Origin of the sequence: Labrenzia sp. THAF82 (assembly GCF_009363435.1) — a bacterium.
GTDB classification, from domain to species: Bacteria; Pseudomonadota; Alphaproteobacteria; order Rhizobiales; family Stappiaceae; genus Roseibium; species Roseibium porphyridii.
This window is the reverse complement of sequence record NZ_CP045354.1, coordinates 2,099,216-2,125,311: the sequence shown is the minus strand read 5'-3', so window position 1 is coordinate 2,125,311 and position 26,096 is coordinate 2,099,216. Positions and strand designations below refer to the sequence as shown.

The 26,096-nt window shown below is 55.2% G+C and carries 24 protein-coding genes; 16 read left to right on the top strand and 8 right to left on the bottom strand.

The annotated features are described in order from the left end of the window. Positions 1-56: 56 nt before the first annotated feature. Positions 57-1,370, bottom strand: coding sequence for an adenylate/guanylate cyclase domain-containing protein (locus tag FIV00_RS09930; protein ID WP_173005932.1), 1,314 nt, complete (start codon positions 1,368-1,370; stop codon positions 57-59). 232 nt (positions 1,371-1,602) lie between these two features. Here FIV00_RS09930 and FIV00_RS09925 point away from each other — a divergent pair, with 232 nt between their 5' ends. Beyond that, positions 1,603-2,817 carry a DUF1176 domain-containing protein gene (locus tag FIV00_RS09925; protein ID WP_152500596.1) on the top strand — a complete coding sequence of 405 codons (1,215 nt, stop codon included), beginning with the start codon at positions 1,603-1,605 and terminating at the stop codon, positions 2,815-2,817. 59 nt (positions 2,818-2,876) lie between these two features. Here the strand turns inward: FIV00_RS09925 and FIV00_RS09920 are convergent, their stop codons facing one another. Beyond that, positions 2,877-3,260, bottom strand: coding sequence for a hypothetical protein (locus tag FIV00_RS09920; RefSeq protein ID WP_152500595.1), 384 nt, complete (start codon positions 3,258-3,260; stop codon positions 2,877-2,879). Between the two features lie 331 nt (positions 3,261-3,591). Here FIV00_RS09920 and FIV00_RS09915 point away from each other — a divergent pair, with 331 nt between their 5' ends. After that, a complete protein-coding gene (locus FIV00_RS09915) occupies positions 3,592-5,085 on the top strand; it encodes a hypothetical protein (RefSeq protein WP_152500594.1) in 1,494 nt (497 codons plus the stop codon). A gap of 99 nt (positions 5,086-5,184) precedes the next feature. Here the strand turns inward: FIV00_RS09915 and FIV00_RS09910 are convergent, their stop codons facing one another. From FIV00_RS09910 to FIV00_RS09900, 4 genes are all read right to left on the bottom strand, one after another. After that, positions 5,185-6,183 (bottom strand): NAD-dependent epimerase/dehydratase family protein, encoded by a 999-nt coding sequence (locus tag FIV00_RS09910; protein WP_152500593.1) that lies wholly within the window; start codon positions 6,181-6,183, stop codon positions 5,185-5,187. A 113-nt stretch (positions 6,184-6,296) separates the two neighbouring features. Further along, positions 6,297-6,905: a class I SAM-dependent methyltransferase gene (locus FIV00_RS09905; protein ID WP_152500592.1), complete on the bottom strand. Its 609-nt coding sequence runs from the start codon at positions 6,903-6,905 to the stop codon at positions 6,297-6,299. Between the two features lie 6 nt (positions 6,906-6,911). Then, on the bottom strand, positions 6,912-7,034 hold the full coding sequence (locus FIV00_RS30425; RefSeq protein WP_256366679.1) for a hypothetical protein: 123 nt from the start codon (positions 7,032-7,034) through the stop codon (positions 6,912-6,914). A gap of 75 nt (positions 7,035-7,109) precedes the next feature. Continuing rightward, positions 7,110-8,603 (bottom strand): multicopper oxidase domain-containing protein, encoded by a 1,494-nt coding sequence (locus tag FIV00_RS09900; RefSeq protein WP_152500591.1) that lies wholly within the window; start codon positions 8,601-8,603, stop codon positions 7,110-7,112. 219 nt (positions 8,604-8,822) lie between these two features. Here FIV00_RS09900 and FIV00_RS09895 point away from each other — a divergent pair, with 219 nt between their 5' ends. Beyond that, positions 8,823-9,359 carry a LuxR C-terminal-related transcriptional regulator gene (locus tag FIV00_RS09895; protein WP_152500590.1) on the top strand — a complete coding sequence of 179 codons (537 nt, stop codon included), beginning with the start codon at positions 8,823-8,825 and terminating at the stop codon, positions 9,357-9,359. 98 nt (positions 9,360-9,457) lie between these two features. On the opposite strand, the gene clpS is transcribed toward FIV00_RS09895, so the two are convergent. After that, a complete protein-coding gene (gene clpS / locus FIV00_RS09890) occupies positions 9,458-9,754 on the bottom strand; it encodes an ATP-dependent Clp protease adapter ClpS (RefSeq protein ID WP_152500589.1) in 297 nt (98 codons plus the stop codon). Positions 9,755-10,132: 378 nt separating this feature from the next. On the opposite strand from clpS, the gene FIV00_RS09885 reads away from it, so the two are divergent. The 7 genes from FIV00_RS09885 to FIV00_RS09855 all read left to right on the top strand — a co-directional run bounded on the left by FIV00_RS09885 (position 10,133) and on the right by FIV00_RS09855 (position 20,251). Next, positions 10,133-10,696 carry a chalcone isomerase family protein gene (locus FIV00_RS09885; RefSeq protein WP_152500588.1) on the top strand — a complete coding sequence of 188 codons (564 nt, stop codon included), beginning with the start codon at positions 10,133-10,135 and terminating at the stop codon, positions 10,694-10,696. Beyond that, a complete protein-coding gene (locus tag FIV00_RS09880) occupies positions 10,693-12,081 on the top strand; it encodes an MFS transporter (protein ID WP_209006883.1) in 1,389 nt (462 codons plus the stop codon). The genes FIV00_RS09885 and FIV00_RS09880 overlap by 4 nt, the downstream gene beginning before the upstream one ends. Positions 12,082-12,117: 36 nt before the next feature. After that, complete coding sequence (locus FIV00_RS09875; RefSeq protein ID WP_173005931.1) at positions 12,118-12,495, top strand: DUF6665 family protein; 378 nt, start codon at positions 12,118-12,120, stop codon at positions 12,493-12,495. Positions 12,496-12,773: 278 nt separating this feature from the next. After that, entirely contained in the window at positions 12,774-14,804 is a 2,031-nt protein-coding gene (locus tag FIV00_RS09870; RefSeq protein WP_152500587.1) for a calcium-binding protein, read from the top strand. Between the two features lie 167 nt (positions 14,805-14,971). Further along, positions 14,972-18,061: a PAS-domain containing protein gene (locus FIV00_RS09865; RefSeq protein WP_152500586.1), complete on the top strand. Its 3,090-nt coding sequence runs from the start codon at positions 14,972-14,974 to the stop codon at positions 18,059-18,061. Continuing rightward, on the top strand, positions 18,058-18,768 hold the full coding sequence (locus tag FIV00_RS09860; RefSeq protein WP_152500585.1) for a response regulator: 711 nt from the start codon (positions 18,058-18,060) through the stop codon (positions 18,766-18,768). Before FIV00_RS09865 ends, FIV00_RS09860 begins: the two co-directional genes overlap by 4 nt. A gap of 481 nt (positions 18,769-19,249) precedes the next feature. Beyond that, entirely contained in the window at positions 19,250-20,251 is a 1,002-nt protein-coding gene (locus FIV00_RS09855; protein WP_152500584.1) for a DUF1402 family protein, read from the top strand. Positions 20,252-20,278: 27 nt separating this feature from the next. On the opposite strand, the gene FIV00_RS09850 is transcribed toward FIV00_RS09855, so the two are convergent. Further along, positions 20,279-20,917, bottom strand: a complete 639-nt coding sequence (locus FIV00_RS09850) for an MBL fold metallo-hydrolase (protein ID WP_152504198.1) — start codon at positions 20,915-20,917, stop codon at positions 20,279-20,281. Positions 20,918-21,130: 213 nt separating this feature from the next. On the opposite strand from FIV00_RS09850, the gene FIV00_RS09845 reads away from it, so the two are divergent. The 6 genes from FIV00_RS09845 (at position 21,131) to FIV00_RS09815 (ending at position 26,055) form a co-directional block, all read left to right on the top strand. Next, the gene (locus tag FIV00_RS09845; RefSeq protein ID WP_173005930.1) at positions 21,131-22,228 is read left to right on the top strand and encodes a DUF1176 domain-containing protein; all 1,098 of its coding nucleotides are present in this window, start codon (positions 21,131-21,133) and stop codon (positions 22,226-22,228) included. 214 nt (positions 22,229-22,442) lie between these two features. Further along, the gene (locus FIV00_RS30470; RefSeq protein WP_305773834.1) at positions 22,443-23,303 is read left to right on the top strand and encodes a cold-shock protein; all 861 of its coding nucleotides are present in this window, start codon (positions 22,443-22,445) and stop codon (positions 23,301-23,303) included. A gap of 159 nt (positions 23,304-23,462) precedes the next feature. Beyond that, positions 23,463-23,987, top strand: coding sequence for a GNAT family N-acetyltransferase (locus FIV00_RS09830; RefSeq protein ID WP_152500583.1), 525 nt, complete (start codon positions 23,463-23,465; stop codon positions 23,985-23,987). Beyond that, entirely contained in the window at positions 23,984-24,832 is an 849-nt protein-coding gene (locus tag FIV00_RS09825) for a 23S rRNA (adenine(2030)-N(6))-methyltransferase RlmJ (protein ID WP_152500582.1), read from the top strand. The genes FIV00_RS09830 and FIV00_RS09825 overlap by 4 nt, the downstream gene beginning before the upstream one ends. Before the next feature lie 94 nt (positions 24,833-24,926). Next, positions 24,927-25,373 carry a hypothetical protein gene (locus FIV00_RS09820; RefSeq protein WP_209006882.1) on the top strand — a complete coding sequence of 149 codons (447 nt, stop codon included), beginning with the start codon at positions 24,927-24,929 and terminating at the stop codon, positions 25,371-25,373. 28 nt (positions 25,374-25,401) lie between these two features. After that, complete coding sequence (locus FIV00_RS09815) at positions 25,402-26,055, top strand: ribonuclease T2 (RefSeq protein ID WP_152500581.1); 654 nt, start codon at positions 25,402-25,404, stop codon at positions 26,053-26,055. Positions 26,056-26,096: the final 41 nt, after the last annotated feature.

Below are 26,096 nucleotides of genomic sequence, written 5' to 3'. Positions count from 1 at the left end.
GCTTGCGGACTATACCAGCCCTGGCCGGTTCGTTGCACATATTGACGCTGCGGAATTTAATCTGGCATCTGCATAGGCAGTGCGAAAACCGGAATTGGATCGGCAAGTCCGCGCAGGTGCTGGGGCCCGAGTGAAACAAGGTCGTCCTTTGAGAGCCGGTCGGCAACGTTGGCATCCATGAGGACAGACCGCCCGAGAACCTTGGCCTGTGCTTCCAGGCGGGCAGCGCGGTTGACCGTGTCACCGTAGACAGTAAAGGCCTGCCGATCTGATGAACCGATGCTGCCAGCAGCAACTTGACCAGCTGCCAGTCCGATGCGGATTGAAAAACCGGCCTCGCCCGCTTCAGCGATCAGCGCGTTGCTGGCGGCAACCGCAGCCTGCTCCGGGTGCGCGCTGTCAATCGGCGTACCGAAGGAGGCCATCAGTCCGTCACCGGTGAACTGAATGACGACCCCATCGTGCCGACTGACCTCTTCTGCACAGCCGGACAGGAAGTCGTTCAGGTTTTCAATCACTTCGGTCGGCATGCGACCAGCCGAATAGGCCGTAAAGCCCGCAATATCCATGACAAGGATTGCCGCATGACGTTCTTGCGGGACAAGTGCGGACGGATCGTCGATCAAACGACGGGCAATGGCTTCAGGCACATAACGACCGAGTGTCGCCGCAATCTGCTCGCGCTCTGCCTGGGCAGCGACCTGAGCCATGAAAACCCGGCGGGCACGCAGCACGGCAAGCGCCAGGATGAGCGTTGCAATCATCAGGAAACCGGTCTCTTCGATCCGGTTGCCGCGCCCGATGAAATTGGCAGACAGAAACAGCGCCTCATAGTCTGCCCTGGAAGCCCCGGGGGTCAGGTCCGACCAGGAAAGCGTGGTTTCCAAGTCCGAGATCGCGACAAAAAAAGCTGCGAACCAACCGGCCACCGCAACACCGCCGGACCAGAGAACCAGTCTCGGTGACAAGGACAGTGTCGCCATGGCAACAAGCGGAAACAGGTAGTAGATGCCGTAGGCCCTGAAGGCGAGGATTTGCGGCACCGCCTCTCCCTGGACCAGGGGCAAAAATGCAAAGACGGCACATATCCCGAGAATGTCGACCGTGTAGATCGCGAATTTCATCCACCAGCGGTCGAAGCGCGTTCCTATCACTGCGGCATGCGCGATGCCGACGGCGGTGAATGCACCCAGCACACCGAAGACCAGCGGATTGGGATAAAAGCCGAAGGCAACCCAGGAAGAACCTACCCACAGGAACGCTGCGCCGACGACAAGCGTCCGGCAAATGATGGCAAGCCTCAGACCACGCTGCTCGGCCCGCAAAAGACGGGAAGTGTCTGGCAACTCACCGGCAGGGGTTTGGATCATTTTGCGCGCTCCATCGGCGAAGACATAGGACCGGCCGCAAAAAATGTAAGGCTCCCAATGACGATACAGTCCCTGATACACGAAACATCGGAAAATTGGTTGCACACCCCAAGAACCGCGAGCCGCATTGGTTGTCGAGTGGTTTTCCCACACGCGGCAGACCGAATGATCGATTGACAACGCACGCAACGTCGTCATCTTCAAGGCATGATCTGGGTCAGAGGGGGCTGACATGGCGTATCGAATTTTTCTTTCTCTGAGTGTATTGCTCATGGGCGTGAGCAGCGCCTCTGCGGAGTTGGCCAAAACCGACTTCGGCACGTGGTCGGTTTCCTGCGATGAGAACACTTACTGCATTGCCGTTACCAGCGGCGAGAGTTCGAATGGCGAAGCGTTCCGCCTGAAGATCGAGCGCGGTGCAAAACCCGCCAGCCAGGTCTATGTCACCTTTGATCCGACGACGGAGCTGCAGGTCGGCCTGCCGGCGCGCATCGAGATCGAAAGCCTTGAAGAAGACAATTACGGCTATTTCGGCAAGGTCGACAAAGTCTACAAGGGCAATGAAATGACCTTTGGCGGCGCATCCGATCGGGACCTCATCGAGAAACTGCGAATGGGTGAAGATGCTGCCGTCCAGATCGAATTCGGCGGATCCACCGGAACACTCACCTATTGGGTGTCGATGAATGGCATCACTCATTCCCTCCTGAAAATGGATGAGGTTCAGGGCCGTATCGGCCGTCTGGACGCCATAGTTGCCCGGGGTGGCCTGTCGTCGGACAAAGCCACCGGTATCGCAGCGGCGCCTTCGACCGCGAGCCAGCCTGTTGCCCGCGACAATGCTGCCGCGGCAACAGACACGGCCTCGTCATCGGACGCAGCGTCTGCTGCCCCTGCCAACGACCTGCCGCCTCCGGTGATGCCATCGCAGGATCAAACTGCGGGCCTGAGCGGACCTGTCGGTCAGGTGTATAGCCTGAGTGAAGTGCCGGATTCGGTCCAGATGACCGGTTATAGGGTACTAGACTGCGCGCTTGAAGAAACCGTGCCGGCCTTCGGTGCGCAATACTACGCCGAGGGCGATGTCGAAACCTGGGTTGTCCCCTGCACCATGGCCGATGCCAATGTGCCCTTCTACATGATGGTCCACATTCCCTTTAACCCGTCTCTTGACGAGCTTAAGGAATTCGAGACACCGCCGGACTTCAACCAGCCCAATCATGCGCTCGTCAACAACCTGTTCTTTGACCCGGATAGCGGCCAGGTGACAGGCACCACATATTATTCGCCAAACTATGATTGCGGCGCGTTCGAGCGCCATGAGATGGAAGCCGAGTCGGGCAACTTCACGCTGATGGAATATCAGGAAAAATCCAATTGCGACGGCGTCACGGGCCCCCCGGAAGGCTGGCCGCTTAGCTGGACGATCGACGAAATGGGTGGCTAGGAGGCAACCTGAGCGTCAGCTATTGGGAACCATTCTGGAGGCTGCAATGGGCTGCGGTCTCATTGTCCCGACGTGAAGAGACCTTGAAAGGTTGCACATTGGATCACCAGAACACCGTTCATGGTGGAAGCATTCATGTCGATGACAATCTCGATGTAGTCGCTTTTTGACCCTTTCACATACTCAAGCTGCTGCTTGCACTCGTCGAGGCCGCCATCGGACTCGATGATGATCTCATTGCCCATGCCTCCGGAAGGAACGACAGTCAACGCAAGTGCCCAGGGGTCTTCGTCGACATGGTCGCCTGCCGTGATCGCCAGAATGTCCTGTCCGGCGATCCGGTATGTCAGGAGCTGCTGATATGCGGCAGCGGGCACCCCCGGCAACGCCCCTGCACAGGAAATAGCAACAGCAAGGAAAACTCGGTTCAGCAATCGGGTCATCAGTCTAACTCCCCCAAAAACGGTCGCCAAAAGACGCCATGCAACAAGCGACGCGTCAACAAAATTGCCTTCGAAAGCAGTCGACCCGCCCTGATCCATGACTGGTAAACATGACAGGTTCGACGCTGCCGGCAGCAACCCATTTGTTAACCAAAACGTAAACTCCGTTAAAATGCCGGGGATATCTGTCTTTTAGGGGTAACACTTTGCAAGGTATTGTGGCGTTCAGCGCTCGTGAGTCGTTGAAACGCCCACGACAAATGAGTTAATAAAGAGTTAAAGTTTGCGTATCTCGCCGGTGCGGCGCCGGCGCGGAAGTCAGGAGACAGGAATGGGCATTTTCTCGAAAACCACGCGCCCTGGGAGTGACCAGGAGCAGCGGGTCGAGACATCAACAGCAAGCCAGCAGGTAGAAGAGGCAACACCGGCTCCAGGTCAAGGCGGCAATGTTGAGCAGCTTTCACCTTTTGCGCTCAAGATGCAGGAGAAAATGAACCAGCTCGACGGTCTGAAGTCGCGGGTTGGCGGCCTTAACCAGACCTTCGATCAGATGGCGGCCTTTGCGGCGGAAAGCCAGACCTCGATCCGTATGATGGCGGAATATCTGGAAGCCTCACGCGCAAGCGTTGAGACCGAGGTTCGACTGAAGTCCGAAAACGCCAAGATCTCGACCGATCTCCTGGACGCCGAGCACAAGATCAAGACGCTGACAACGCAGTTGGAAGACGCCCAGGCGGAAGTGCATTCTCTCCGGAAGCGCGCAACAGAAACCCGCACGGCCCTGGAAACCGCGCGCAATGATATTGTGTCCATTCGCGACAACAACAAGAAGGTCAATGAAGACCATCGCCAGCAAAGCGCAAAGCTGGTGGACGCCAATGCGCAAGTCGCAGACCTGTCGGGTCAGCTTAACGATCTTCAAGCCAAGCACGACACGCTTGAAAAGCACGCAGAAAGCCTTGGAAACGATCTTGAAGCGTTCAAACTGCGCGAAAAGGAACTGCAGCAGAACCTGTCTGAAAGCGCAAAGCTGCTGGAAGACGAGATCCGCAAGAACAACCAGGCCTCAAGCGAACTGGAATCGGCCAAGCGTGAGCTTGTTGAGTTCCGCAACGACAACATCGACCTGAAATCTCATCTCGACGTCGCAAATCAGGAACTGGTCTATGCCAAGTCGCGGCTTGAGGAAGAACAGCGCAAACACGACAACGAGGTTTATGCCCTCAATGCTGAAATTGAGAACCTGTCGTCTCAGCGACGGATCGGCGCCCAGTCCTTGCAGGAAATGGCACGCGAGAACACCCAACTGAAGGACCGCAGCCGTGACCTTCTCAAGCGCATGCAGGAAATCGAACACCTGCTCGACAGTGCGCAGAAGAACCACGAAAAAGACCGCAACGAGCTGATGGCAACCACCGCGAAGCTGCGCGAACTCAATCTGCGCTACAATTCCGCGCTGACGGACCTGAACCACCAGCGGAATCAGAACCAGAAATTCGCCGACAATCTGGAAGATCTCGTCGAAGAGAACAAACGCCTGCAGCGCTACAAGATCCAGGTGGATACGGCCAACGAACAGATTGTTCAGCTTAAATCCGTGATCGCCAACTACCAGATGGCGATGGAGGGCAAAGGACCGGCGGAAGAACTCGGCATCACAGAGGGCTTTGATCCGGCAGCAGAACTCGGCATCACCGAACCGGCCTCAGACGATCTGAAGCCAATGGATCTGGACAATGCGAGTGACGCCGCTGGCGACCTGACCGACCCCGATGATGACACACCGGGCGGTGGCAACGACAAGATCGTCAAGCTCCGCGACTAGATCATCGAAAGTATCAGAGCGACTATATGAAAATCAAAGCGGTCTTGAAGTGTTCAAGGCCGCTTTCGTTTGCGCTCGCAGGAGATGGCGAGTGGGAAATCAGCTTGCCTGCAACAGCCGGTCTGCCCGTGAAAGATAAGCGCCGCAAAGAGCCTTGAGTTCATCATCAAAACTGCCGTTTTGCCGATATCCCAGCGCCCGGATGGCTTTGTCATTCAAACGACCGGCCGTTTCACCGTGTCCCCGTTCCTTCGCAAATCGCAAACCTGTTTGGGTGCCCACAAGGTCAAATATTTTCTTTGCCACCCGCAGGTCGGACAGACGCTCTTCGCCGCCAAGATTATAGACCGAAAGGTTTTGTGCAGATGGCCAAGCAAGAGCCTGACAGATGGCATCCGACAGATCACTGACAGGCAGGTAGGAACGTTCAGTCCGGCCATCTGATTCAAGTGAGAGCCGCTGCCGTTTGAGGGCTTCTATCACCAGGCGCGGAATTCTCTTTTCCGCATGCTGACCTGCCCCAACCGTCGTGACCGGCCGCAGGATTGTTGCTGTTAGCCCGGCTTGCGCTGCCAGCATAACCGCTTCCTCAGCCATTGCCTTCGACGTTGCGTAGGGTGTTTCGGGTCTAAGTGGCGCGGTTTCCCTGACCAGATCCCTGCCCGAGCCATAGACCTGATGTGTGCTGACATGGATGAATTTTTTGACCCCAAGATCGCAGGCCGCATTCAACAATGTCTCTGTTCCAACTAGATTGACGTCGAAAAAGAGTTCGGGATTTGCAATCGATCGAGGCACATGCGTTTCAGCAGCAAGGTGAATGACTGCGTCACTACCCTCCAGTGCCTTGTAAACGTCCGAAGTCGAGCGGATATCGCCGCGCAGAATTGGAAGATTTTTTCCCGAAAAGGGATAACCGAGCCGCCGGAAATCCGCCGCATAGGTCACACGGTCAAAGACCACGAGTTCTTCGACATTATTCATTGATGCCAATTGAGACACCACCCGGGCCCCGACAAAGCCCAACCCACCCGTGACGACAATTTTGCGATAGGAAGTGTTCTGTTCCGGTGCAACCGTTTTCGCATCGCGTTTCATAGTGGGACGGATCCTGTTCCTAGGCTTGTCTATTTGCTTGGAACAGCAGTTTTCGTGCCAGTGACCAGTCTCAACAACTCCCTGTTTGGCTCAAAGCTTTTTCGCCCCCATCCTCAGAGGAGCTCGTCTTTGCGCTGCAACGTATAAACGCAAGCAGGCGGCACATTTGCCGGGACGAACGCCTCCTTGTTTGCGGCAAGGCCAAGACGGTCAAGTGTATTGCCCGATACGGGACACACGGGCATATAGGAAAAGAGACGAAAGACCCCGCCCGGCCGCAACGCTGAAAATCCGTTGCTGACAATTCGCATGACTTTGGCGCGCGTCATGGACATGAGCGGCAGCCCGCATACGATCGCTCCTGCTCCGTTGCCTCCGAATGGCGTGATGTGCCGAAGTCGATCCGCATCCGATCTGATGATGGCTACTCCGGGATACCGGGCGGCCAAAATGCTGCTGAATTTTTCGCTTGTTTCCACCAGTGCCAAGCGATCTTGCGGAATTCCGGAAGCAAGCAATGCTGAAGTAAACACACCCGTCCCTGGCCCAAGCTCAATAACGGGTGCAGATGTAACGTCAATTCCTTTGGTTATTGCAGCACCAAGGGCCAGACTGGAAGGTGCGACCGCGCCGACCAACAAAGGGGCATTCAACCACTCTCGGCAAAAAAGAAGCGCATTCGAGGAGTTAGAAACGTCCCGTTTTCTAGAAAGTTTCAGCATACAACATCAACTCCAACGACCCTTTGGGAACAGCACGGCGATCGGTGTGCCGTTGTTGGCAGCAATTACCAGCGCCGGATCAAACAACGGCGGTTCGACCGGCGTTTTCAAAAGTGTCGCGCTGCTCACAACATTCGCCGAATGAATTTCAAACTGAAAGGGACACACGGAACGTAACGTGCCGCATATATCTTGGCCGTTTGATCAGGTGACCGTGAATTGGCCCATCATGCCGCGGTCTTCATGTTCCAGAATGTGGCAGTGATACATGTACGGGTGCTGCTCCGTTGCCGGATGATCAAACCGCACGACAAACTCGGACCAGTCGTCATCATCAAGCACCACCGTATCCTTCCAACCTTGCTGATCTGGAGGCGTGACAGAGCCTTCCATCTGCTCGATCAGGAACGAACATCCATGGACATGAAACGGGTGGGCGCCCTGATTGGAACGGACCCGCCACCGTTCCCAGACACCTCGTTTGACCCGCTCATTGATGACGGACATATCCATCGCTGCGCCATTGATGGTCATATCCATTGCAGCGTGACCTGCATGCGCTCCATGATCACCGCCATCCTCCATATCGAGGACAAAGTCGCGGACATTCGCTATCTCGGCCTCTTCGGGCCGGACAATTGATGCAAGGACGTCGGGTAACGGAGCCTTGTGAGCGACAAGAGCCTGATCGACATTCAGCTTCAAAGACCAATTTGTTGAAGGCGCATTGGTTTCACTGAAAATGTTTTGCAAGCCGCTGATCAGCCCTTCTTCTTCGGCGTCAATCTCATCTTCGAAAAAGACAAGCAATTCAGCTGAAGCCCCGTCTGATAGATCAACGACAACCTCGCAGCGCTCGCCCGGCGACATTTCCATTGTTGTCATGGGGACCGGTTCCGCCAACAAACCACCGTCGCTGCCGATCTTGAAAAAGGTTCGGTTGTCCGCAAATGCAAGGACGTAGAACCGGGCATTGGCTCCATTCAACACCCGAAGCCTCACCTTACCGGCGGGCACGGCAGCAACCAATGGTGCTATGGCCCCGTTGATCAGCACGGTTTCTCCGAACCACCCATCTTCCCCGGCCTCGTTCAGGGAATATACGAACTGACCCTGCGCATCGAACGTTCGGTCCTGGATAATGACGGGCAAATCATCGACGCCATAGCGAGAGGGCAAATCGATTGCATCGCTCTCCTCATCATCGATGATAATCATGCCAGCCAGGCCACGATAAACCTGCTCACCGGACTTACCGTGCGTATGAGAGTGGTACCAGCAGGTCGCGGCCGGCTGCAGGATCGACAGCCTAGGCTGCCACTGATCTCCCGGCGCGATTTCAAGCTGCGGCCCTCCATCGACAATTCCAGGCACATGCAATCCGTGGCCATGAATGGCGACGCCTTCGCTCAAGGAATTGGTGTAACTCAAATTGAGTTCACTGTTCCGGCGCGTTCGAAGTGTCGGACCCAGATAGTCCTGGCTGATCCCGAGCGTTGAGGTTTCCAACCCCGGCAAAAAAGCGCGCTTGCCAGTGCGAATTTGCAGATCGACAGGGTCGCCGTTGGTGCCGTCGACAAGTTCAGGTATCGGCAATCGCGTCGGCTGCATGTTTGACCAGGCAGGGCAAGTAAAACCGACGCTGAATGCGGAAACGCTTCCGGCAATAAAATGTCGCCGAGACAGAGAAAATGGCATGCTTGTCCTCAGATCACATGAGACTTCGTTGATTGCCGCCAAGTCGACATTGCAGATGATTGCAAATGCGGAAGCAGCTGTTCAGATCTCTGATTGACAAGCGGACCAAGATCCATCGGACAAATGCCCGATTTTCAGTCTGAAACATCCGGCATATGGTCAATTTAACGCTTCGACCGACTGGTGCATGGCTATTCGGGAAACGAAAAGGAACGATACATGATCGACCCGTCAGGGCCATTTCGCCACTGGCAAACACTGTTTGCTGTCTTCGTGCTCATTGTTTTTGGCACCAGCATTATTGAAATTGTCTCAGAATTCATGAGTGGAGAAACCTTGCACTCAATGGCTGACGACATTGCAAGGCTGGCCGTGAGCGCATTGGTGCTGGCGGGATTTGTTATTGATCGCCGCGCACAGCAAAACGCTTTGAAGGATCTTGGTGGACAACTCCAAAAGGCGCGCGGTCAACTTGCCCGGCTTGATTCAAGATCCCCTGAACTTGCAGGGCAATACCGCGCCGTGATGCAGAAACAGTTTGACGCCTGGAACCTGACCGGCAGCGAACAGGATGTTGTCATCGGCATGTTGAAGGGATTGTCCTTCCGAGAAATAGCAGGACTTCGTCAGACGCGAGAAAAGACCGTTCGCCAACAGGCCTCGTCTGTTTACCGGAAGGCGGGTGTTTCCAGTCGAAACGAACTCACAGCCTGGTTCTTTGAGGACATGCTTGATCCGCCGGCGTCGGACAACTGACGACCAGACCTGTCTCCGATGACCTTACTCGCATTCCAGTCGGTTCCGTGGAAATCGCGTATTGCGTCGTGAGACACCAGAGACTGAGAAAACTAAAACTATTCGGGTTCGACCGTGAACTGCAGCGGATAACCAAGTTGCCCTGCTGCATCAATCGCACGCGTCGCCTTCGTCTCCGCTACATCTTTCGGATAGACCGAAACAACACAGGCCCCTTTTTGATGGGCCGTCATCATCACCACCTCAGCCTGCGCCATATCCAGCCGAAATTCGGCCTTCAAAATCAGCACCACAAATTCACGCGGGGTGTAATCGTCATTCACCAGCACGACCTTATAAAGCTTTGGCCGCTGAACCTTGGTCTTTTGTTTCGGTTTTAGGTCAATCTCACTCATCGCACTGGCCTAAGCTGCCGCCGTATTCTCCGGACGCATTGTTTTGACTGTCTCTTTGGAAGTACCGCCAAAATATTCATATCGGCGTATCGTCGACTTGCTAATATTTCCTTGCTGATAACCGCAGCATCTGCCGCAGGTTACCAAAAGGAAGCAGCCTGTCTCTGGAAGACAGTATAGTGCATCGCGAAATCGAAGAAAACATGAGAGGCAAATAATTGTTCCAGATTCGCTAAATGCGGAACAGTTCAACGGGCTCTTGAGCGCAAAATTCACGAACGCGTGAAGTCGGCAGTTCATTTTTGCAAATCTAGCAACCGTTCTCACTCGTAGGCAGTCCAGTCACTCAAGGCAGAACTGCCGTCTGGAGGAAAGAACATGACCCGGCGTCTCACCACAAAAGTATCTCGCTGGCCGGCAACGGCTCTGTTCGGCCTGCTGCTCGCCTTTGCTCTTGTTATGCCGGATACCGCGCGGGCCGACCTCGGGGCTGCTGCCAGATCTGTCCCATCTGCCGAGCTGGTGGGCAAGGGACGAATGACTTATCTGGGGTTCAAGGTCTTCGATGCGGAACTTTACGCCCCAGGCGGCAGTTACCGACCGTCAACTCCCTTCGCTCTGAAACTCACCTACCTTCGGAATTTCAAAGGCAAAGACATCACGTCAAGCTCTGTTAAGGAAATCAAACGTCAGGGCGGCGTGTCAAAGCAGCAATTGGACAGCTGGACCAAGCAGATGCAATCGATCTTCCCGAATGTTTCCTCCGGTCAATCAATCATTGGGGTACGCACGGCAAAAGGAAGTACCATCTTTTACCTTGGCAACCGCAAACTGGGCTCGATCAACGACGCGGCCTTCACAAACAAGTTCTTCTCGATTTGGCTCGGTAACAGCACACGCAATCCGCAATTGCGCGCCAAGCTTGTCGGCGGCGGTTCGTGACGGCAGACACTGATCACTCACAGCACGCATCCATGGATACCGCAGCTTCGCCTGGAACAGATCTTCAAGCTGAAGGCGCGCAAGGCACTCAAGGGTCTTCTTTTCAGGCCGGAACTGCACCTGTAACAATCTCAGGACTGGCTATCTATAGCGCGATGGCCTTTCCCCTGGCCTTCGCCGGGTTGCCAATCTACCTGCATGCTCCAGACTTTTACGCGGTAACGCTTGGACAGCCTATCGCCGCGCTTGGTGCTGTTCTACTCGGTCTTCGTTTGTTCGATGCGATTCAGGACCCCTTGATCGGCAGCCTCAGCGACAGGTTCCATCATCGCCGCGGAGTGATCCTTGGTGCAGGTGCGGTACTGCTGGGTGCCGGTTTCTGGATGCTGTTTCATCCTATGGAACAGATCCCCTTGCTGTGGTTTGCCGTTTCAGTCTTGCTGTGCACTACCGGTTTTTCTGTTGTGTCGATCAATTTCCAGACGCTTGGCGGCCTGTGGCGAACCCATAGCCGGGACCGCACCAGAGTAACTGCCAGCCGGGAAGCTGTCGGGCTGCTCGGTTTGCTGGCCGCGTCGGTTGCTCCGCCGCTTTTGGCAGGTCTCAGCGGCAAGGAGGCCGCCTTTCACTGGCTGTCGCTGGTCTATCTGCCATTCCTGGCAATCGCCCTTTGGCTCCTTTTGCGCTGGATGCGGCAAACGCCCGTCAACGAGCCGCCGCCAAATGTCCGTGGAACCGGATGGCTGAAATTGATCGGCGATCGTTGGCGGGCGCTGTTTTTTGGCATGGTCTTCCTGAACACATTCGCCAGCGCTATTCCAGCTGTTCTGGTGCTATTTTTCATTCGGGACCGTCTGGAAGCAGAGTCCTTTACAGGTTTGTTTTTGCTGATTTATTTCCTTGCTGGTGCGCTGTCCATGCCGATCTGGACATGGTTCGCAGCCCGTCTTGGAAAAATGCGCGCCTGGCAGTGTTCACTCGGGGCGGCAATCCTGACTTTCTGCTGGGCAGCTCTTTTGCAGCCGGGTGACATCACAGCTTACGCCCTCGTATGCGCATTGTCAGGATTGGCTCTCGGTGCCGATCTTGCTCTACCACCAGCAATCCTGGCTGATCATATCGACGAAGACAACCGGCAGGCCGATGCCTCCAGACTGTTCTCGGTCATGGCGTTTCAGTCAAAGGGCGCACTTGCGGTCGCGACCGGCCTGGCGCTGCCTCTTCTTGGACTGGCGGGATACCAGCCGGGCGGCACCATGACACCTGAACTCGGTTTCCTCCTCAGTGTCACCTATGCCGGTGTTCCTTGCGTTTTGAAACTTCTTGCCCTCATCGGGCTTCTCTGGTTCGAAAAAGACCTTGCCCTGAACAAATCCCCTGTGTGACTTTCCTGGAAGAAGCCTGCAGATGGAACCAGCAAGATGAGTGTTCGACCGCCGAGACAGACATTGATGTCCGACAAGGACCCGTTGGCGGCGGCACTTGAGCAAGAGATTCTGAACGAAAAGGCATCAACCCTCTCCCGCTTGAACAAGAAGCTGGAGGCCGCCCTCGATTTATTGAAGAAGGCCGAAGCAGACCTTGACCGTTCACCGGAAGACCGGCATGCAAAACTTGCTGAGGCAAGTGAAGCGCTCTGGCACGTCACCATTCAGAGAGAACTTTGTGGCCTTCGGCAGCATCGTGCATTCTATGATTTTCTCGGCGTTCCAAAGGCCGTGCGGCTGCACATGGGCCCAGCCAGCAGCATCAGAGCATTGAAACCAGAGCGACAAGATAAGACTGGTTTAGATCGCTGATTGAACGCAGGTCTAATCCGGACACAGGTTGTCCGACGAGTTGAGCTCGCGAAGCCATCTCAAATCTGCGCCTGTCGAAAAGTATCATTTGTATCAAGTGTGAAACAGCTGCTGATACGTGGCTTACAATTAAGACGTTTCTTCCTTCATCCAAACATCCAGCAGATACATCCAGCGCTGAAGATGGCTGCTCCGCTATCGAATTCAAAGCGGAACTGGGCAGGACAGTTTGAACCCAAAGCAGCAACAGATCTGCATACATTTGAAGGAATATTGAAATGTCTACCAGGCTAACTGGCCGAGCAAACACATCTCCTGCCAATACCGGTAAATTTGAACTATTGCGACCTTCTGAGAACCTCAGAGAGGGTGCCAAAGCCAGCGAAACTGAGGAATTCATCTCAGAAACGCAAGGACGTGACACCATTTTCAGCGACGATAATGGCCGACGCACCGGGCGTGAAAGCCAAATCATCGATGTCGAGTTCGAGAGCGAAGGTGGTCAGGAACCAATCGCAATGCGTGGCCGCTTGCAAAACAATCTCAAGCAACTTGGATTGGCCAATTCTCAAGCTGACGATCAAGAGTCTGCAAACTGGAACGTCATTGCCGAACTGGAATCGGACTTTGCCAGCGCGATGTCTCGCCTTCAGTCAAATTTAAGTTCAAACCTGAAAAAACTGGGCGCAGCCAACCAGTTTGAACCTTTTCCGCCGAATCCCAGTTTTGAGGCTGGAGATTTCCAGCCGCTGGATCAAACCATTTGGATCGACTGGTATAGTGACGATTTTTATGCCGGTGGCGATGGCATCGACATTGCCTACGGTCTCGGTGGCGTCGACAATCTCTGGCTCAACGGCGGCAACGATGTTGCTTACGGTGGCAGCGACAACGACTACATTTATGGCGGAGAAGGCGCAGACCGACTTAACGGCGATAGCGGCGACGACAAACTTTACGGTCATGATGGTAACGACACCCTCAATGGCGGCACCGGTGATGACTACCTGTCAGGCTGGCGCGGCGATGATGAACTTCTCGGCGGAACCGGCAACGACACTCTGGAAGGCGACGGCGGAAACGACCTGCTGAACGGTGGCCACGGTGACGATTATCTTTATGGCGGAAATGACGATGATCTCCTCTATGGCGGTCATGGAAACGATCGCCTCTACGGAAACCGGCACAATGACCGCGTCTATGGTCAGGACGGCGATGACGTGATCAGTGGTGGCACTGGTGACGACAGACTTTACGGCGGCAACGGTGAGGATCTGATCTATGGCGACTTTGGAGACGACATTCTCTACGGCGGTAGCGACAACGACACTCTCCGCGGTGGCCGGGACGACGACACCCTCTACGGCGAATCCGGAAACGATACCCTTTTCGGCGAAGAAGGAAACGACACCCTTTTCGGCGGCAGCGGTATCGACCGGCTTTATGGTGAAGACGGCGATGACAATCTGAACGGTGGTTCCGGCAACGATCTGATGTGGGGTGGCGACGGCGCCGACACCATGTATGGCGGAATTGGCGCTGATGCCATGCAGGGCGGGAATGACGATGACGTGATGTCGGGCGCCAACGGCAACGACATCCTGTGGGGTCAGAATGGTGCCGACGTCCTGAACGGCGGTTGGGGCAATGACTCCCTTTACGGCGGCGAAGGCGACGACGAAGTCAATGGCGACGGCGGCAACGACTTCCTCTATGGGCAGCAAGGAGAAGATACAATAAATGGCGGGTCAGGAGCCGATCAGATGTTCGGCGGTGAAGACCGGGACAAATTGTATGGCGGGATCGGCAACGATACGCAATATGGCGGCGACGGCAACGACCTGGTTTATGGCGAGGATGGAGCTGACAGTCTTTACGGAGGTGCCGGCATTGACCTCATAAATGGCGGTGAAGGCAACGACTTCATCAGTGGCGGAACCAACAGCCAGGGTTTCAACTTTGGCGATGGCCTTTTCGGAGGCTCAGGCTGGGACACATTCCATTTCCAGTCCGGTGACAGCGGTGGTGCTGGCGGCAATCCGATGGACATCATCTTCGATTTCGGTGATGGCGGTGACATGCTCTTTTTCGAGGGTTTTGGCGGCGCGAACTTCCTCGGAGAACAGTCGAGTTTCTCAAACGGCCTAGGTGCTGAAGCTTATTTTGAGCACACGTTTTTCGACGTTGACGGCATCGGAGATGCAACGGTGGTTCACATTCGGGACGATGCCGGTCAAAACGCAGATGTCTCCGTCATCTTGCTTGGACATCTTGACCTTGATGCCCAGTCTGACGTGTTCATCATTTAACTTTCGGTACTGCAAGATGTCAGGTGGCGGGAAAACCCGCCGCCTTTCTTGCTTTATCGGGGTGAAACCTATGCAAACAAAAACAATGTCCTAGAGTGCACCGAAGCTTCAAGCAGCACCATGATGGCTGCATCAAATGCCAGACGAAATGAAACAAGGTGCGGGATATGACTGCAGACAGTTCAAACGATATCGTTGAAAATGAACCTGTTTCGGATCTGGGGTCACCTGCCGCCTCCCTCCAAGGGACGGGTGGCGACCAGCCGTCGTCCAGCATTCTTTTGGACGGTTTCGAGGCCCTTTCAGAAGGTGTCGCGCTCTGGGACCGCACCTGGCGTCTAATTTCCTCCAATGCAGTTTTTCGCGAACGCGTCTTTGAAAACGACACAAGACTGTTTTCGGTCCACAGAGATTTCCAAGAGATTTTCACAGACCTAGTCGATCATAATTGCTTCGACATTCCAACCGACACTGATCCAAGTCAGTTTGCCAATGATCTGCAAGAAAAAATGGCAAGCGATGGAAATGCCTACCTGCGTCACCGCGACGGCCGCGTACTGCAAGCAACCTCCAGCGAAACCAAGCAGGGCAATTTCCTGACCGAATTGCGGGAAGTTACCCGACCTCATTCACAGGACAAAATCGGCGAACATGTTTTGCTCGAAGCAATTGAGGCTTTCGATGAAGGCTTTGTGCTTTATGACAGGGACCGGCGCTTGGTATACGCAAACAGCCAGTATGCGAACATGCTTGGACCACACAAGGATGTGTTGAAACCAGGCACTCCCATGTCGGAAGTCATCCAGCGCGCCATGAGCGACGGCCACGTCACCATCATTCGAGGGCCAACCGGCGGACCAGCGCAAATTTTTCAGACCCTCGATGAACTCGGCACCCTCAAAATCGACATTAAGGTAGCTGACGGCACGTACAGAGTTATCACGCTTACCCGCCTCAAGGGCGGCGGCGTCGTCGCAACCGTGCTCGATATCACTGAGCGCTTCAAAGCCGAACGTCTGTTTACCGACGTGGTCGCTCGCCTGCCGGTCGGGGTTGCCATTGAAAGCGCAGATGGCCGCTTCACACATTGCAACGAGGCCTTCGCCGCCCCTTTCCAACTAAGTGTCGACGAAATTCTCGCGCTGTCGGATGAGCAACGAATAGAAATCCTCGCTCACCACATCGCCACCGTGAAGGGACAGCCAGTTGGAAACGATGCTGCTGCCCACTTCAGCAGGGCCGCTCAGGAACAGCGTCAAACGCTCGCGTCCATGGAGGTCAGTTTCAAAGACGGCCGCCACTTTTTTGTGGAACGGGCCGTCACTCAGGACGATGGCAGAGTGATCGTAGTAACCGACACGACTGCCTTGATCGAAGCGGAGGAGCTTAGTCTCTCTGTTCTAAACGATGCCATCCAGTCTCTGGATGAGGGCTTGGTGCTCTACGACGCAGACCTCAACTTCTCGATGGCAAATCGCGAATGGCACCGCATGTTTTTCAGCAACATACCCGCACCCGAAATTGGCGAAAATGTCGTCAGTATCATGCGGCGGCTGTTCAAAGCCGATGTGATGTGCATTCCAGAAGGCCTTGAAGAGGCTTCATATGTGGAAGAGCTCGAAAACACCATCCGCACCTATGAGAAAAAGATAACCCTGAAACTCGCAAACGGAGCAACACTGCTTGCTTCTGCGCACAAGACCGAACTGAACGGCTATCTGGTCTCCTTTATGGATGTCACGGAGCAGCTCCGCGCGGAAGAAGAACAACGCGAATCCGATATGCTGCTGCGAAAGATCGTTGAAGCCTGTCCGGCGAATTTTCTAGTCTCCCGGGTCGACGACGGGAAGATCATCTATTGTCCACCTGCTTCCAGGGAACGTTTCGGCAATATCCAGACGACCCTCAGCTTCTTCTTGAAGCCGGAAGATCGCGAGGCGTATCTAAGAGCCCTGCTGCCAACGGGTCAGCTTGACGACTATCGCGTCCAGTTCCGCAGAGCTGACGGATCCATCATGGAAGGTCTGACAGCTGCCAGGGTCACCGATTACAAGGGCGAGGATGTCATCGTCTCCTCCACCCGGGATATTTCCGATCAACTTGCCATGCAGGCTGAGCTTGAGCGTCAACGCGAACTTGTCCACCAAAACGAGAAACTCTCCGCACTCGGTGAACTTCTTGCAGGTGTTGCACATGAACTCAACAATCCACTTTCTGTAATTTCCGGCTACGCCCAGATGCTTCAGGGCAAGATCTCCGACCCAATTCAGGCAGGTCGCGTTGACCTGATCTGCCAGTCCGCAGAACGGGCGACAAAAATCGTTCGAACGTTCTTGTCCATGGCGCGTCGCAGGCCAGCGAGGGTCGAGCTCTGTTCCGTCAACGACGTGCTGGCCACCGTCCTCGAAGTCTCAAGCTACGGACTAACGTCCAGCGGTACGATCCTAACAAGCACACTCGACCAGAGCGTGCCGCCGGTTTCTGGCGATTTCGATCAGCTGGCACAGGTCTTCAGCAATCTCATCACGAACGCAAAGCAAGCCGTTCAACCTCTTGGACATGCGGGCAAGCTCTCCGTCCGGACACGTTTCGAGGCAGGATCGAAGCGGGTGGTCGTCGACGTTGAAGACAATGGGCCAGGTATCCCTCCGCATCTTCAAAAGCGCATTTTTGAGCCCTTCTTCACGACCAAGGATGTCGGCAAGGGCACGGGGGTCGGCCTCGCGTTTAGTCATCGCATCGTCGCCAACCATGACGGAAAACTTGTGTTGAAATCAGCTCCGGGAAAAGGAACACGATTTTCCGTCAAATTGCCCGCCGTGACGGACCAAGCGGAAGCCAACAAGGCGCGTGTCAAAGAGGAAGTTGCCCCTGGGAATTTCTCGGTTCTCATTGTTGAGGACGATGTTGGCGTTGCTCAACTTCTCTACGATATTCTGAAAGAAGAGGGGTACAACGTAACGAAGGGTGTCTCTCCAAGAGAAGCACTACGGAAGGCAGAGGCTCAGTCTTACGATGCCATTCTGTGCGATTATAAAATGCCCGGCATTAACGGCGCGGAATTTTTCTACGCGTTGGAAGTCATCGCACCGGAAGCGGCCCAACGGGTGGGTTTTGTCACGGGAGACACTATGAGTGACAAAATTCAGCGCTTTTTCAGCTCGACCGGATGTCCACATATCGAAAAGCCCATCGCAAAGGAAGATCTCCTTCTGCTGTTGAAACAGATTGTTGAACAAAGAAAGAAAACTACATGAGCGAGGACTGTCGCGAGATCATAATCTGTGATGACGAGGCACCGCTGAGAAGAATGCTGAGCGACCATCTAAGTGAGTGTGGCTATCTTATCCGAGAAGCTGAGGACGCCGCGTCCTTGTTCGTTCTGATGAATGAGCGGGAACCGGATCTCGTGTTGCTCGATGTCAAAATGCCAGGCAAGGACGGGCTGACAGCTCTGCGCGAATTGAGAAAAACGTCTGTTGTCCCTGTTCTCATGCTGACGGCCGCAGGTGAACTGGTCGACAAGATCCTCGGCTTGGAATTCGGCGCCGATGATTATCTTGTAAAGCCGGTCGATCTTCGTGAGCTTCAAGCGCGGATCAAGGCGACAATTCGTCGAAATGAAATCGGCCAAGGAGCGAAGGACAAGTCCAAAGCACCTGAAGGAGCGGTGCAATTCGGGCCCTGTCGACTTGATGTTGATAGCGCTCGTCTGTTTGGGCCTGATGGCAATGAAGTAACCATTACTGCCATGGAGTTCCGTCTGTTACGTGTATTTGCGGCCAACCGTGGACGGATACTCAATCGGGACCAACTGCTTGAACAGGCACATGACAAGGCTTGGGAGCCTTTCGACAGATCAATCGACCTGCGAATTTCGCGCATCCGGCGAAAAATCGAACCCAATCCGGATAAGCCGGAAATCATTCGAACAGTTCGAGGCGTTGGTTATATTTTCGACTGACAAGCCAACGAATGCAGACGATCGTTCGAAGTGGTGACAGATCATGCAGACAAGACATTCAAATCAACCTTCGTGACGGACCAACAGAAACCGAAGACAGCGGCTGGTCTAGGCAAGGCCTAGGCTAAGTACAGCTCTGAAAACGGCTTGGTCTATTTCACTAAGAGGCGTGTTCATAACTCACCTGTGATCCCACCTCTCCATGGAGGTGCACTAGTGTCGTTGATGGGGGGGGGTGATCGGACTGATCGCAGGATTCCGAAACCTTGTGATAGTCATCACTTCTTTGTTGATGTCCCCGACTTAGAAAAGCGTACCGCTTGCATCTTGTATGTGGCGGTGCTTTTTTCTGGGGGCAATCTGAAAAATGAGTTATTTACAGTCTCGCTCAGCGAACTATGTGAAACCGTTATGGTTCGAGGCGCTGCCGGGTTCTGTTCGGCGAAACATTAACAACAACGTCAATCGCAGAGCGATCACAATGTGCAGGAAGACCGGCCCGCTAAGGTTCACATCCAGACTGGCGACAGGATGCCTTGCATTGGCGTTGCTATTTAACCCGGTGTCGACACACCTGATGCCGGTGGTCGAAGCGCAGGCCCAATCCGTGCGCGCGGTCCCCGAGGGAAACAGATACAAGTCCCAACCCAAGATCCCGTTTGCTTCCTCCCGCCGCACCAATGCGTCCAAATCCAGCTACGATGCCAAGTTCAACAAGGTCTTGTCGGTTCTCAAGCGCGACCGCCGGCTGTTAGGTTCCATCAAGCGCGTGTCCAAGCGCTACGGCATAGACCCAATCCATCTCATCGGCGCGATTGTCGGCGAACACACCTACAATTACGACACGCTCGACAGCGCTCAATCGTACTACGTCAAGGCGCTCGCCTATGCCGGCATCAGGTTCGAGTTCGAATTGAATGGCGAGCATGTCGACACATTTGTCGAACGGCCACAGTTTGAGCGCTGCAGCAAGGACCACATTCAAAAGAGCAGCGACAGGCGCTGGTCCTGCTATGAGAATGTCTGGAACAGCAAGTTTCGTGGCCGCAGGGTTGATGGCGTTCGGTATCCGAAGAAGAACTTCAACGAAGCGTTTTTTCAGCCGCTGTTTTCAGGTCAGAGTTTCGGGCTGGGTCAATTAAGCCCACTCACCGTTCTAAAGATGACCGACCGAGTTGCCCGTCAGAGCAACTATCGCAAGCTCGAAGCTTCCAAGCCGAAGGAAGTCTATAAGGCCACCATGGATCCGAATATCTCGCTCCACTACATGGCGGCGATCATTCAGGACGCGATTGCAGCTTATAAATCCGTTGGCAAAGTCGACATCTCGAACAATCCGGGCCTGACGGCGACCCTCTACAATCTCGGCGACCCCTGGAGCCGGGCTGCCAAGTTCCGCAGAACCGGAAGATCCTGGCCCCGCGAGAACTATTATGGCTGGCTGGTCAACGATCGCATCGATGACCTTCGGGCTTTGCTCTGACAACCCAGTCTTAGACAGTGTGTCGAACTAGGTCAGAAACGGATTTGTTTCCCGTTCCTGTCCCAGTGTCGATGCCTGGCCGTGGCCGGGCAAGAACGAGACATCGTCACCGAGCGGCAGCAGTTTTTCCTGAATGGATTTGATCAAGGTCGCATGATCGCCTCCAGGCAGATCGGTTCTGCCGATCGAACCTGCAAAGAGCACATCGCCGGAGATGGCGAACCGCAGTTCCTTGTCGAAGAAAACCAGATGACCGGGCGAATGACCCGGGCAATGCAGAACATCGAATGTCCTTCCGGCAATTTCGATCTGATCACCTTCGACCATCCATCGATCCGGCATAACCGGTTTGACGCCATCCACACCGAATTGCACAGCCTGATCGGAGATCCTGTCTATCAGCGGCTGGTCGGCTTCGTGAGGACCCTCGACAGGCACACTCAGCGCAGCAGCAAGGTCGGCTGCGCCGCCCACATGGTCTATGTGACCGTGAGTGAGCACAATTTTTTCGACGCTGACACCCTGCTTTTCAATTGCAGCCTGAATGCGCTCGACATCGCCACCAGGGTCCACCACAGCACCTTTCATCGTCGCCGGGTCCCAGATCAGCGAGCAGTTTTGCTGAAACTGTGTGACGACAATAACCATGACCTGGATCGGCGGCATCTCGTCACCGTCCTGGCCGTCGGGTCCATTTTCTTCTTGCGACAAAACCGCCTCCTCTCGTGAAACCCAAGTTCCGGCATTATAAGTAATACGGGACAACACAGGCCGTTATTAGGAATATGATCATAAGCGGCTTCACCTTGCCGCAAGCATTTCGTACAAGAAGACAAGACCGCTGAGAAGACGGCAGCCAAAATCGGGTATCCGAACCATATGAAGCGAAGACTATTAACACTGCTGATAACAACGGCGGCAGCCCTTGTCCCCGCCTCGGCGGGAATGGCGCAGCCCGGCAGAACGGCTCCCAGTTTTGAAGGCTGGACCGTTGACTGCGGCAATACGGGTGTGTGTTTTGCGTCTTCCTTTACCAGGTCCCAATCCGTCTGGGTGGATGTTCGGATCGTTCGTGATTGGCAAGCAGAGGCCCAACCTCTGGTGCGTCTGACAACCAACACGGAGCTGCCTCAGGACGGAACACTACAGTTTGAAGTTGATGGAGGCGTTATTGAGGCGCTGCCGATCGAGCAACTGCGCGAGATGCAGACCGCAGTGACACCTCCTGCAGGCTTCCGCCCGCTCGGCGGTGAAGGTTTCTGGTATCCGACGGGCCCAGCCACAGTGACATTGCTGGAGGCCATGCGTTCCGGCCGGGAACTGACAATTCAATTGCCCTCCGTGGGAGATGCAGATCCCGTTGCTGTCCCTGTTCCCTTGCAAGGCCTGAAGGCCAGCTTGCTCTGGCTCGACAATCGGCAGGATCGTACCGGCACCGTTGCCGCAATCATATCAAAGGGCGATGAGCCTGCCAAAGATGCTCCGCATGCAGTCCCGGTCGTCAGCGCAGATCAATTGCCGCCGGAAGTCGCCGCCGTTTGGTCCGCCAACAGGCTGTGCTCCGAAATTGACCCGACAATCTTCGCGAGCCTCAACGCCGTCCGCGTGCCTCTTGAAGACACGTCATCGCTTTATATTATTCCGTGCGGCGCACCCACCGCTATAAACAGTCCCTATGTTGCCGTGCTCTCTGGCAAGGACGGAGCCGCGCGTCAGGTGCATGTCGCTCGCATGTCTGAAAAGGGGCCGATTGCATCGGATCTGATCTACAACGCAAGATGGATCCCGGCAGATCAGCAACTTATAAGCTACTTCAAGGGCTCCGGCGTCGGCGAATGCGGGCTCTGGAACCGGTGGAGCTGGAACGGAACAGGACTGGTGCTGCTGGAAGAAGCGACACGAAAAACCTGTGACGGCACACCCCCCGACTTGTCCAATTGGTCAAACACCTGGCCGACCAAAAACGCCTCCAATTAGGCCGTGGACCAAGGAATTTCTTGCGATTTTGCCTCTCTCGCCCTTATGATGATGACGCAGCGGCTGGAGAGGGATGCGGCAGGTGTGTTTCAGCCCTATCCCAGAATGTTGAACAGACGTACCGGGTGCGTCTTGGCGAAGTGACTCGACTGTGAAGGCGGGTGAGATTGGGTGTGATGTGTCGGTGCGGCACAGAAATTAAGGTGATTTAGTAATGCACGATGGCGATTCGGACCGGCGGTCGCGTGGTCGACGCGGCGGCAAACGCGAGTTTGGCGGTCCGCAAGACTTCGGCAGTGATTTTGGCGGAAGCGACTTCGGTGGCGATTATGGCGGTGGCCGCAGCGGAGGTTACCGGGGCGGACGTGACAATGATTTTGGTGGCGGCTACGGCCGCGACAATAGGGATGGCGGATATGGCGGCGGCCGTGGCGGATACGGCGGCGGCGGTGACCGAGACGGCGGTTACGGCGGTGGGGGCCGCGGTGGCTACGGCGGTGGTGGTGATCGCGAAGGCGGCGGCGGACGCGGCGGTTACGGTGACCGTGATGGCGGTGGTGGTCGTGGTGGCGATGGCGGCGGCGGTGGTCGTGGTGGCTATGGCGGCGGCGGCGGCCGTGGCGGATACGGCGGCGGCGGTCGCGAAGGCGGCGGCTACGGCGGTGGTGGTCGTGATGGCGGTGGTTACGGCGGTGGTGGCCGGGACGGCGGCTATGGCGGTGGTCGTGGCGGATACGGCAATCGTGAAGGTGGTGATGGCGACGGCTTCCGTCAACAGCGCCCTCGCGGAGATGGCCCACCGGTTGAGCGCGGTCCACGCCAATCTGGCACCGTGAAATTCTTCAAGACGGACAAAGGCTTCGGCTTTATCACACCTGATGAAGGCGACGCGGATGTGTTCGTCCATATTTCAGCGGTGGAACGCTCCGGTATGGCTTCGCTGGACAGCGGGCAACGGATCTCGTTTGAAACCGAACCCGACCGTCGTGGCAAAGGACCGAAAGCGGTAAACCTGCAGGTCGTGGAAGAGGACGGCGGCCCCTCGGAAGACGACAGCGCACCTGTTGAGGAATAGACTTCCGAACACGGTTTAACTGCACAGACATGAACAATCTAAGGGCGCAGCGTTGCTGCGCCCTTGTCGTTTTCCGGCCTCAGAATGGACTTCTTCAATAACCATAGGTACGGCCTTTCGGCCGAATACCCTCGTTAACTCATCTGACAAGAACTACCAATGGACAATGAAAACACGCCAGTCCGGGTCCGCCCATTTCTACCCGGGGACCTTGGAACTCTGCTTCCACTGAACAATGCTGCAGCGCCAGGTGTGAGCGCACTGAGCGCAGAAGCGATGCTGGACTTGATCAACAGCGCGTTGATCAATCTTGTGGCGGAAATCGACAACGCGCCAGTAGGCCTTCTCCTGTGCATGGGCGATGGTGCCGACTACAGCAGCCCAAACTATGTCTGGGTAAGCGAACGCTTTTCCAATTTTGCCTATATCGACCGCATCTTCGTTGACGAAACACTGCGAGGCCGAAAAATTGGAGACGCGCTCTATGCGGAACTTTTCCGGCATTTCGCCGGGACGGGACGTTCATTCCTGTGCGAGGTCAATGAGCGCCCACCGAACCCGGGTTCCTTGCGGTTTCACGGACGCCTCGGTTTTCAGGAAGTCGGCAAAGCGGATCACACAAACACTGCCGTTATCTACATGAAACGGGATCCGGAGCCTTCTCCAGGAGAAGGTGCTCAATGAACTACCGTCACGCCTACCATGCTGGAAACATTGGCGATGTGCTCAAACACATCGTATTGACCAGGTTGATCGTCTATTTTCAACGCAAGGACAAGCCGTTCAGGGTCCTGGACACCCACGCCGGGATTGGCCAGTACGATCTGAACTCGAAAGAGACCCAGAAAACGGGTGAATGGAAGCAAGGGATCGGGAAAGTCCTTGCGGCAGATGCACCTGCTTCAGTTGAAACTCTTATAGCCCCCTGGCTCGACGTGGTCCGCGATCTCAATCCGAGTGGTGACCTGACGATCTATCCAGGGTCACCCGGCCTCACGCGGCAATTGTTGCGAAAGACTGACCGGTTGAGCCTGACTGAACTGCATCCGGCTGACTTCAAAACACTGTCCGCCCACTTTGAAGGAGACTTTCAGGTCAAGACAATTCATCTCGATGGTTGGATGGCCATGGGAAGTTTTCTGCCGCCAAAAGAGAAGCGGGGCTTTGTTCTGGTCGATCCGGCATATGAAGCAACCGATGAATTTGATCGCATGACACAGGCAGTAAGCAAGGCTTATCGGAAGTGGGCGAGTGGAACCTATGCGCTCTGGTATCCAATGAAGGATGCAAAAGCGATCAACCGAATGCACGAAGCTTTTGAAACATCCGGTATCAGCGACGTGCTCGCAATAGAACTGAATGTCGGGAAAAGTGGCCCTGATACACGAATGCTCGGATCCGGGATGACGTTGATCAACCCGCCGTTCACTCTTGCGGATGAAATGCGGGTTCTGCTGCCGTGGCTGTGTGACATACTGCATCAAGGGCCTGGAACAAGCTGGCAAGTCAAACAGGTGATCGCCGAATAATTGCGCCATAGGGCACTTTTGCTCCTATCGGCGCTTGACGTTGCACCTCTGCTCGCCCATCGTCTCCACTCAGTTTGCCTTCGGAGTTATTGCCGTGCGTATTGCCCGTTCCGCCCGTTTGATCCTGTCTGTCATGACCGCCTGCGCAAGCCTGGCCACCCCCGTGGTTGCCGACGAGCACCGCGCCTATTTTTCCTTTGGCGGTGAGCCTCGGCTTCCAGACTGCACAGCAGGTTCCGTTCAAAGCGCAGTTGCCGGTTCCGTTGCAAAGGCAAGGAAAGATTACTACGGCGGCCGCACGATCCTCAGCATCGATGAGATCACGGAAGTCGCCTATCGGGCCAACGACGTCAGTCCCCTTGCACGCCGCTTCTGTCGCGGCAAGGCAAGCCTTTCCGACGGCAGCTATCAATCCGTTCATTACATGGTTGAAGAACACGCCGGTTTCGTCGGCGTGAGCTGGAACGTGGAAGCCTGCCTTGCACCGTTGGACAAATGGCGCGTCTACGGAGCATATTGCAGCACCGCGCGTCCACACTGACGCGATCACCTGCGGCAAAGGACAATTCATGGCGCTGATCAGCCGCGCATTGGGCTTTTGTGCATGTCTGATGGCAGCCAGCCTACAGTCGTTTTCGTCGCTCGCCGACCAGGCGGGTGACTTCGATTTCTATGTCCTGGCGCTGTCCTGGTCGCCCACCTACTGCAAACAGGAAGGCGAAGACGCGAACCCCCATCAATGTGATGTCCGCAACCCTTTCCGGTTCGTCGTGCATGGCCTTTGGCCCCAATATGAAAACGGCTATCCATCTTCCTGCCCGGGCGTACGACAAAGGATCGATCGACAAATCGCAGTTGATATGGAAGACATCATGCCCAGCCATGGACTTGTTTTTCACCAGTGGCGCAAGCACGGTACATGCTCAGGTCTGGAGCCTGATGAGTATTTCGACCTGACCCGCGATGCATATGAAAAAATCACTATTCCCGGGGCGTTTGAAAAACTGAACAAGCGCGGTAAGGCGGCACCGGCAACGGTCGAGAAGGCTTTCAGACTTGCCAATCCTGGTCTCAAGGAAGACGGTATGGCCGTCACCTGTTCAAGGGGTGAATTTGAAGAAATCCGCATCTGCCTGACCAAAGATCTCGCTTTCAGATCCTGTGCAGCTGTCGACCGGAGAGGCTGCCGCAACGGAAAACTCGCTGTTCCGGCACCGCGCTAACCGCATCCGAAAACGCTTTACCTGTCCAATTCTGAGGAAAC

Excerpts from the sequence above, each read along its gene's own strand:
- FIV00_RS09930 (WP_173005932.1), bottom strand. The coding sequence starts at position 1,370 with ATGATCCAAACCCCTGCCGGTGAGTTGCCAGACACTTCCCGTCTTTTG.
- FIV00_RS09925 (WP_152500596.1), top strand. The coding sequence starts at position 1,603 with ATGGCGTATCGAATTTTTCTTTCTCTGAGTGTATTGCTCATGGGCGTG.
- FIV00_RS09920 (WP_152500595.1), bottom strand. The coding sequence starts at position 3,260 with ATGACCCGATTGCTGAACCGAGTTTTCCTTGCTGTTGCTATTTCCTGT.
- FIV00_RS09915 (WP_152500594.1), top strand. The coding sequence starts at position 3,592 with ATGGGCATTTTCTCGAAAACCACGCGCCCTGGGAGTGACCAGGAGCAG.
- FIV00_RS09910 (WP_152500593.1), bottom strand. The coding sequence starts at position 6,183 with ATGAAACGCGATGCGAAAACGGTTGCACCGGAACAGAACACTTCCTAT.
- FIV00_RS09905 (WP_152500592.1), bottom strand. The coding sequence starts at position 6,905 with ATGCTGAAACTTTCTAGAAAACGGGACGTTTCTAACTCCTCGAATGCG.
- FIV00_RS09900 (WP_152500591.1), bottom strand. The coding sequence starts at position 8,603 with ATGCCATTTTCTCTGTCTCGGCGACATTTTATTGCCGGAAGCGTTTCC.
- FIV00_RS09895 (WP_152500590.1), top strand. The coding sequence starts at position 8,823 with ATGATCGACCCGTCAGGGCCATTTCGCCACTGGCAAACACTGTTTGCT.
- clpS (WP_152500589.1), bottom strand. The coding sequence starts at position 9,754 with ATGAGTGAGATTGACCTAAAACCGAAACAAAAGACCAAGGTTCAGCGG.
- FIV00_RS09885 (WP_152500588.1), top strand. The coding sequence starts at position 10,133 with ATGACCCGGCGTCTCACCACAAAAGTATCTCGCTGGCCGGCAACGGCT.
- FIV00_RS09875 (WP_173005931.1), top strand. The coding sequence starts at position 12,118 with ATGAGTGTTCGACCGCCGAGACAGACATTGATGTCCGACAAGGACCCG.
- FIV00_RS09870 (WP_152500587.1), top strand. The coding sequence starts at position 12,774 with ATGTCTACCAGGCTAACTGGCCGAGCAAACACATCTCCTGCCAATACC.
- FIV00_RS09865 (WP_152500586.1), top strand. The coding sequence starts at position 14,972 with ATGACTGCAGACAGTTCAAACGATATCGTTGAAAATGAACCTGTTTCG.
- FIV00_RS09860 (WP_152500585.1), top strand. The coding sequence starts at position 18,058 with ATGAGCGAGGACTGTCGCGAGATCATAATCTGTGATGACGAGGCACCG.
- FIV00_RS09855 (WP_152500584.1), top strand. The coding sequence starts at position 19,250 with ATGTGCAGGAAGACCGGCCCGCTAAGGTTCACATCCAGACTGGCGACA.
- FIV00_RS09850 (WP_152504198.1), bottom strand. The coding sequence starts at position 20,917 with ATGCCGCCGATCCAGGTCATGGTTATTGTCGTCACACAGTTTCAGCAA.
- FIV00_RS09845 (WP_173005930.1), top strand. The coding sequence starts at position 21,131 with ATGAAGCGAAGACTATTAACACTGCTGATAACAACGGCGGCAGCCCTT.
- FIV00_RS30470 (WP_305773834.1), top strand. The coding sequence starts at position 22,443 with ATGCACGATGGCGATTCGGACCGGCGGTCGCGTGGTCGACGCGGCGGC.
- FIV00_RS09830 (WP_152500583.1), top strand. The coding sequence starts at position 23,463 with ATGGACAATGAAAACACGCCAGTCCGGGTCCGCCCATTTCTACCCGGG.
- FIV00_RS09825 (WP_152500582.1), top strand. The coding sequence starts at position 23,984 with ATGAACTACCGTCACGCCTACCATGCTGGAAACATTGGCGATGTGCTC.
- FIV00_RS09815 (WP_152500581.1), top strand. The coding sequence starts at position 25,402 with ATGGCGCTGATCAGCCGCGCATTGGGCTTTTGTGCATGTCTGATGGCA.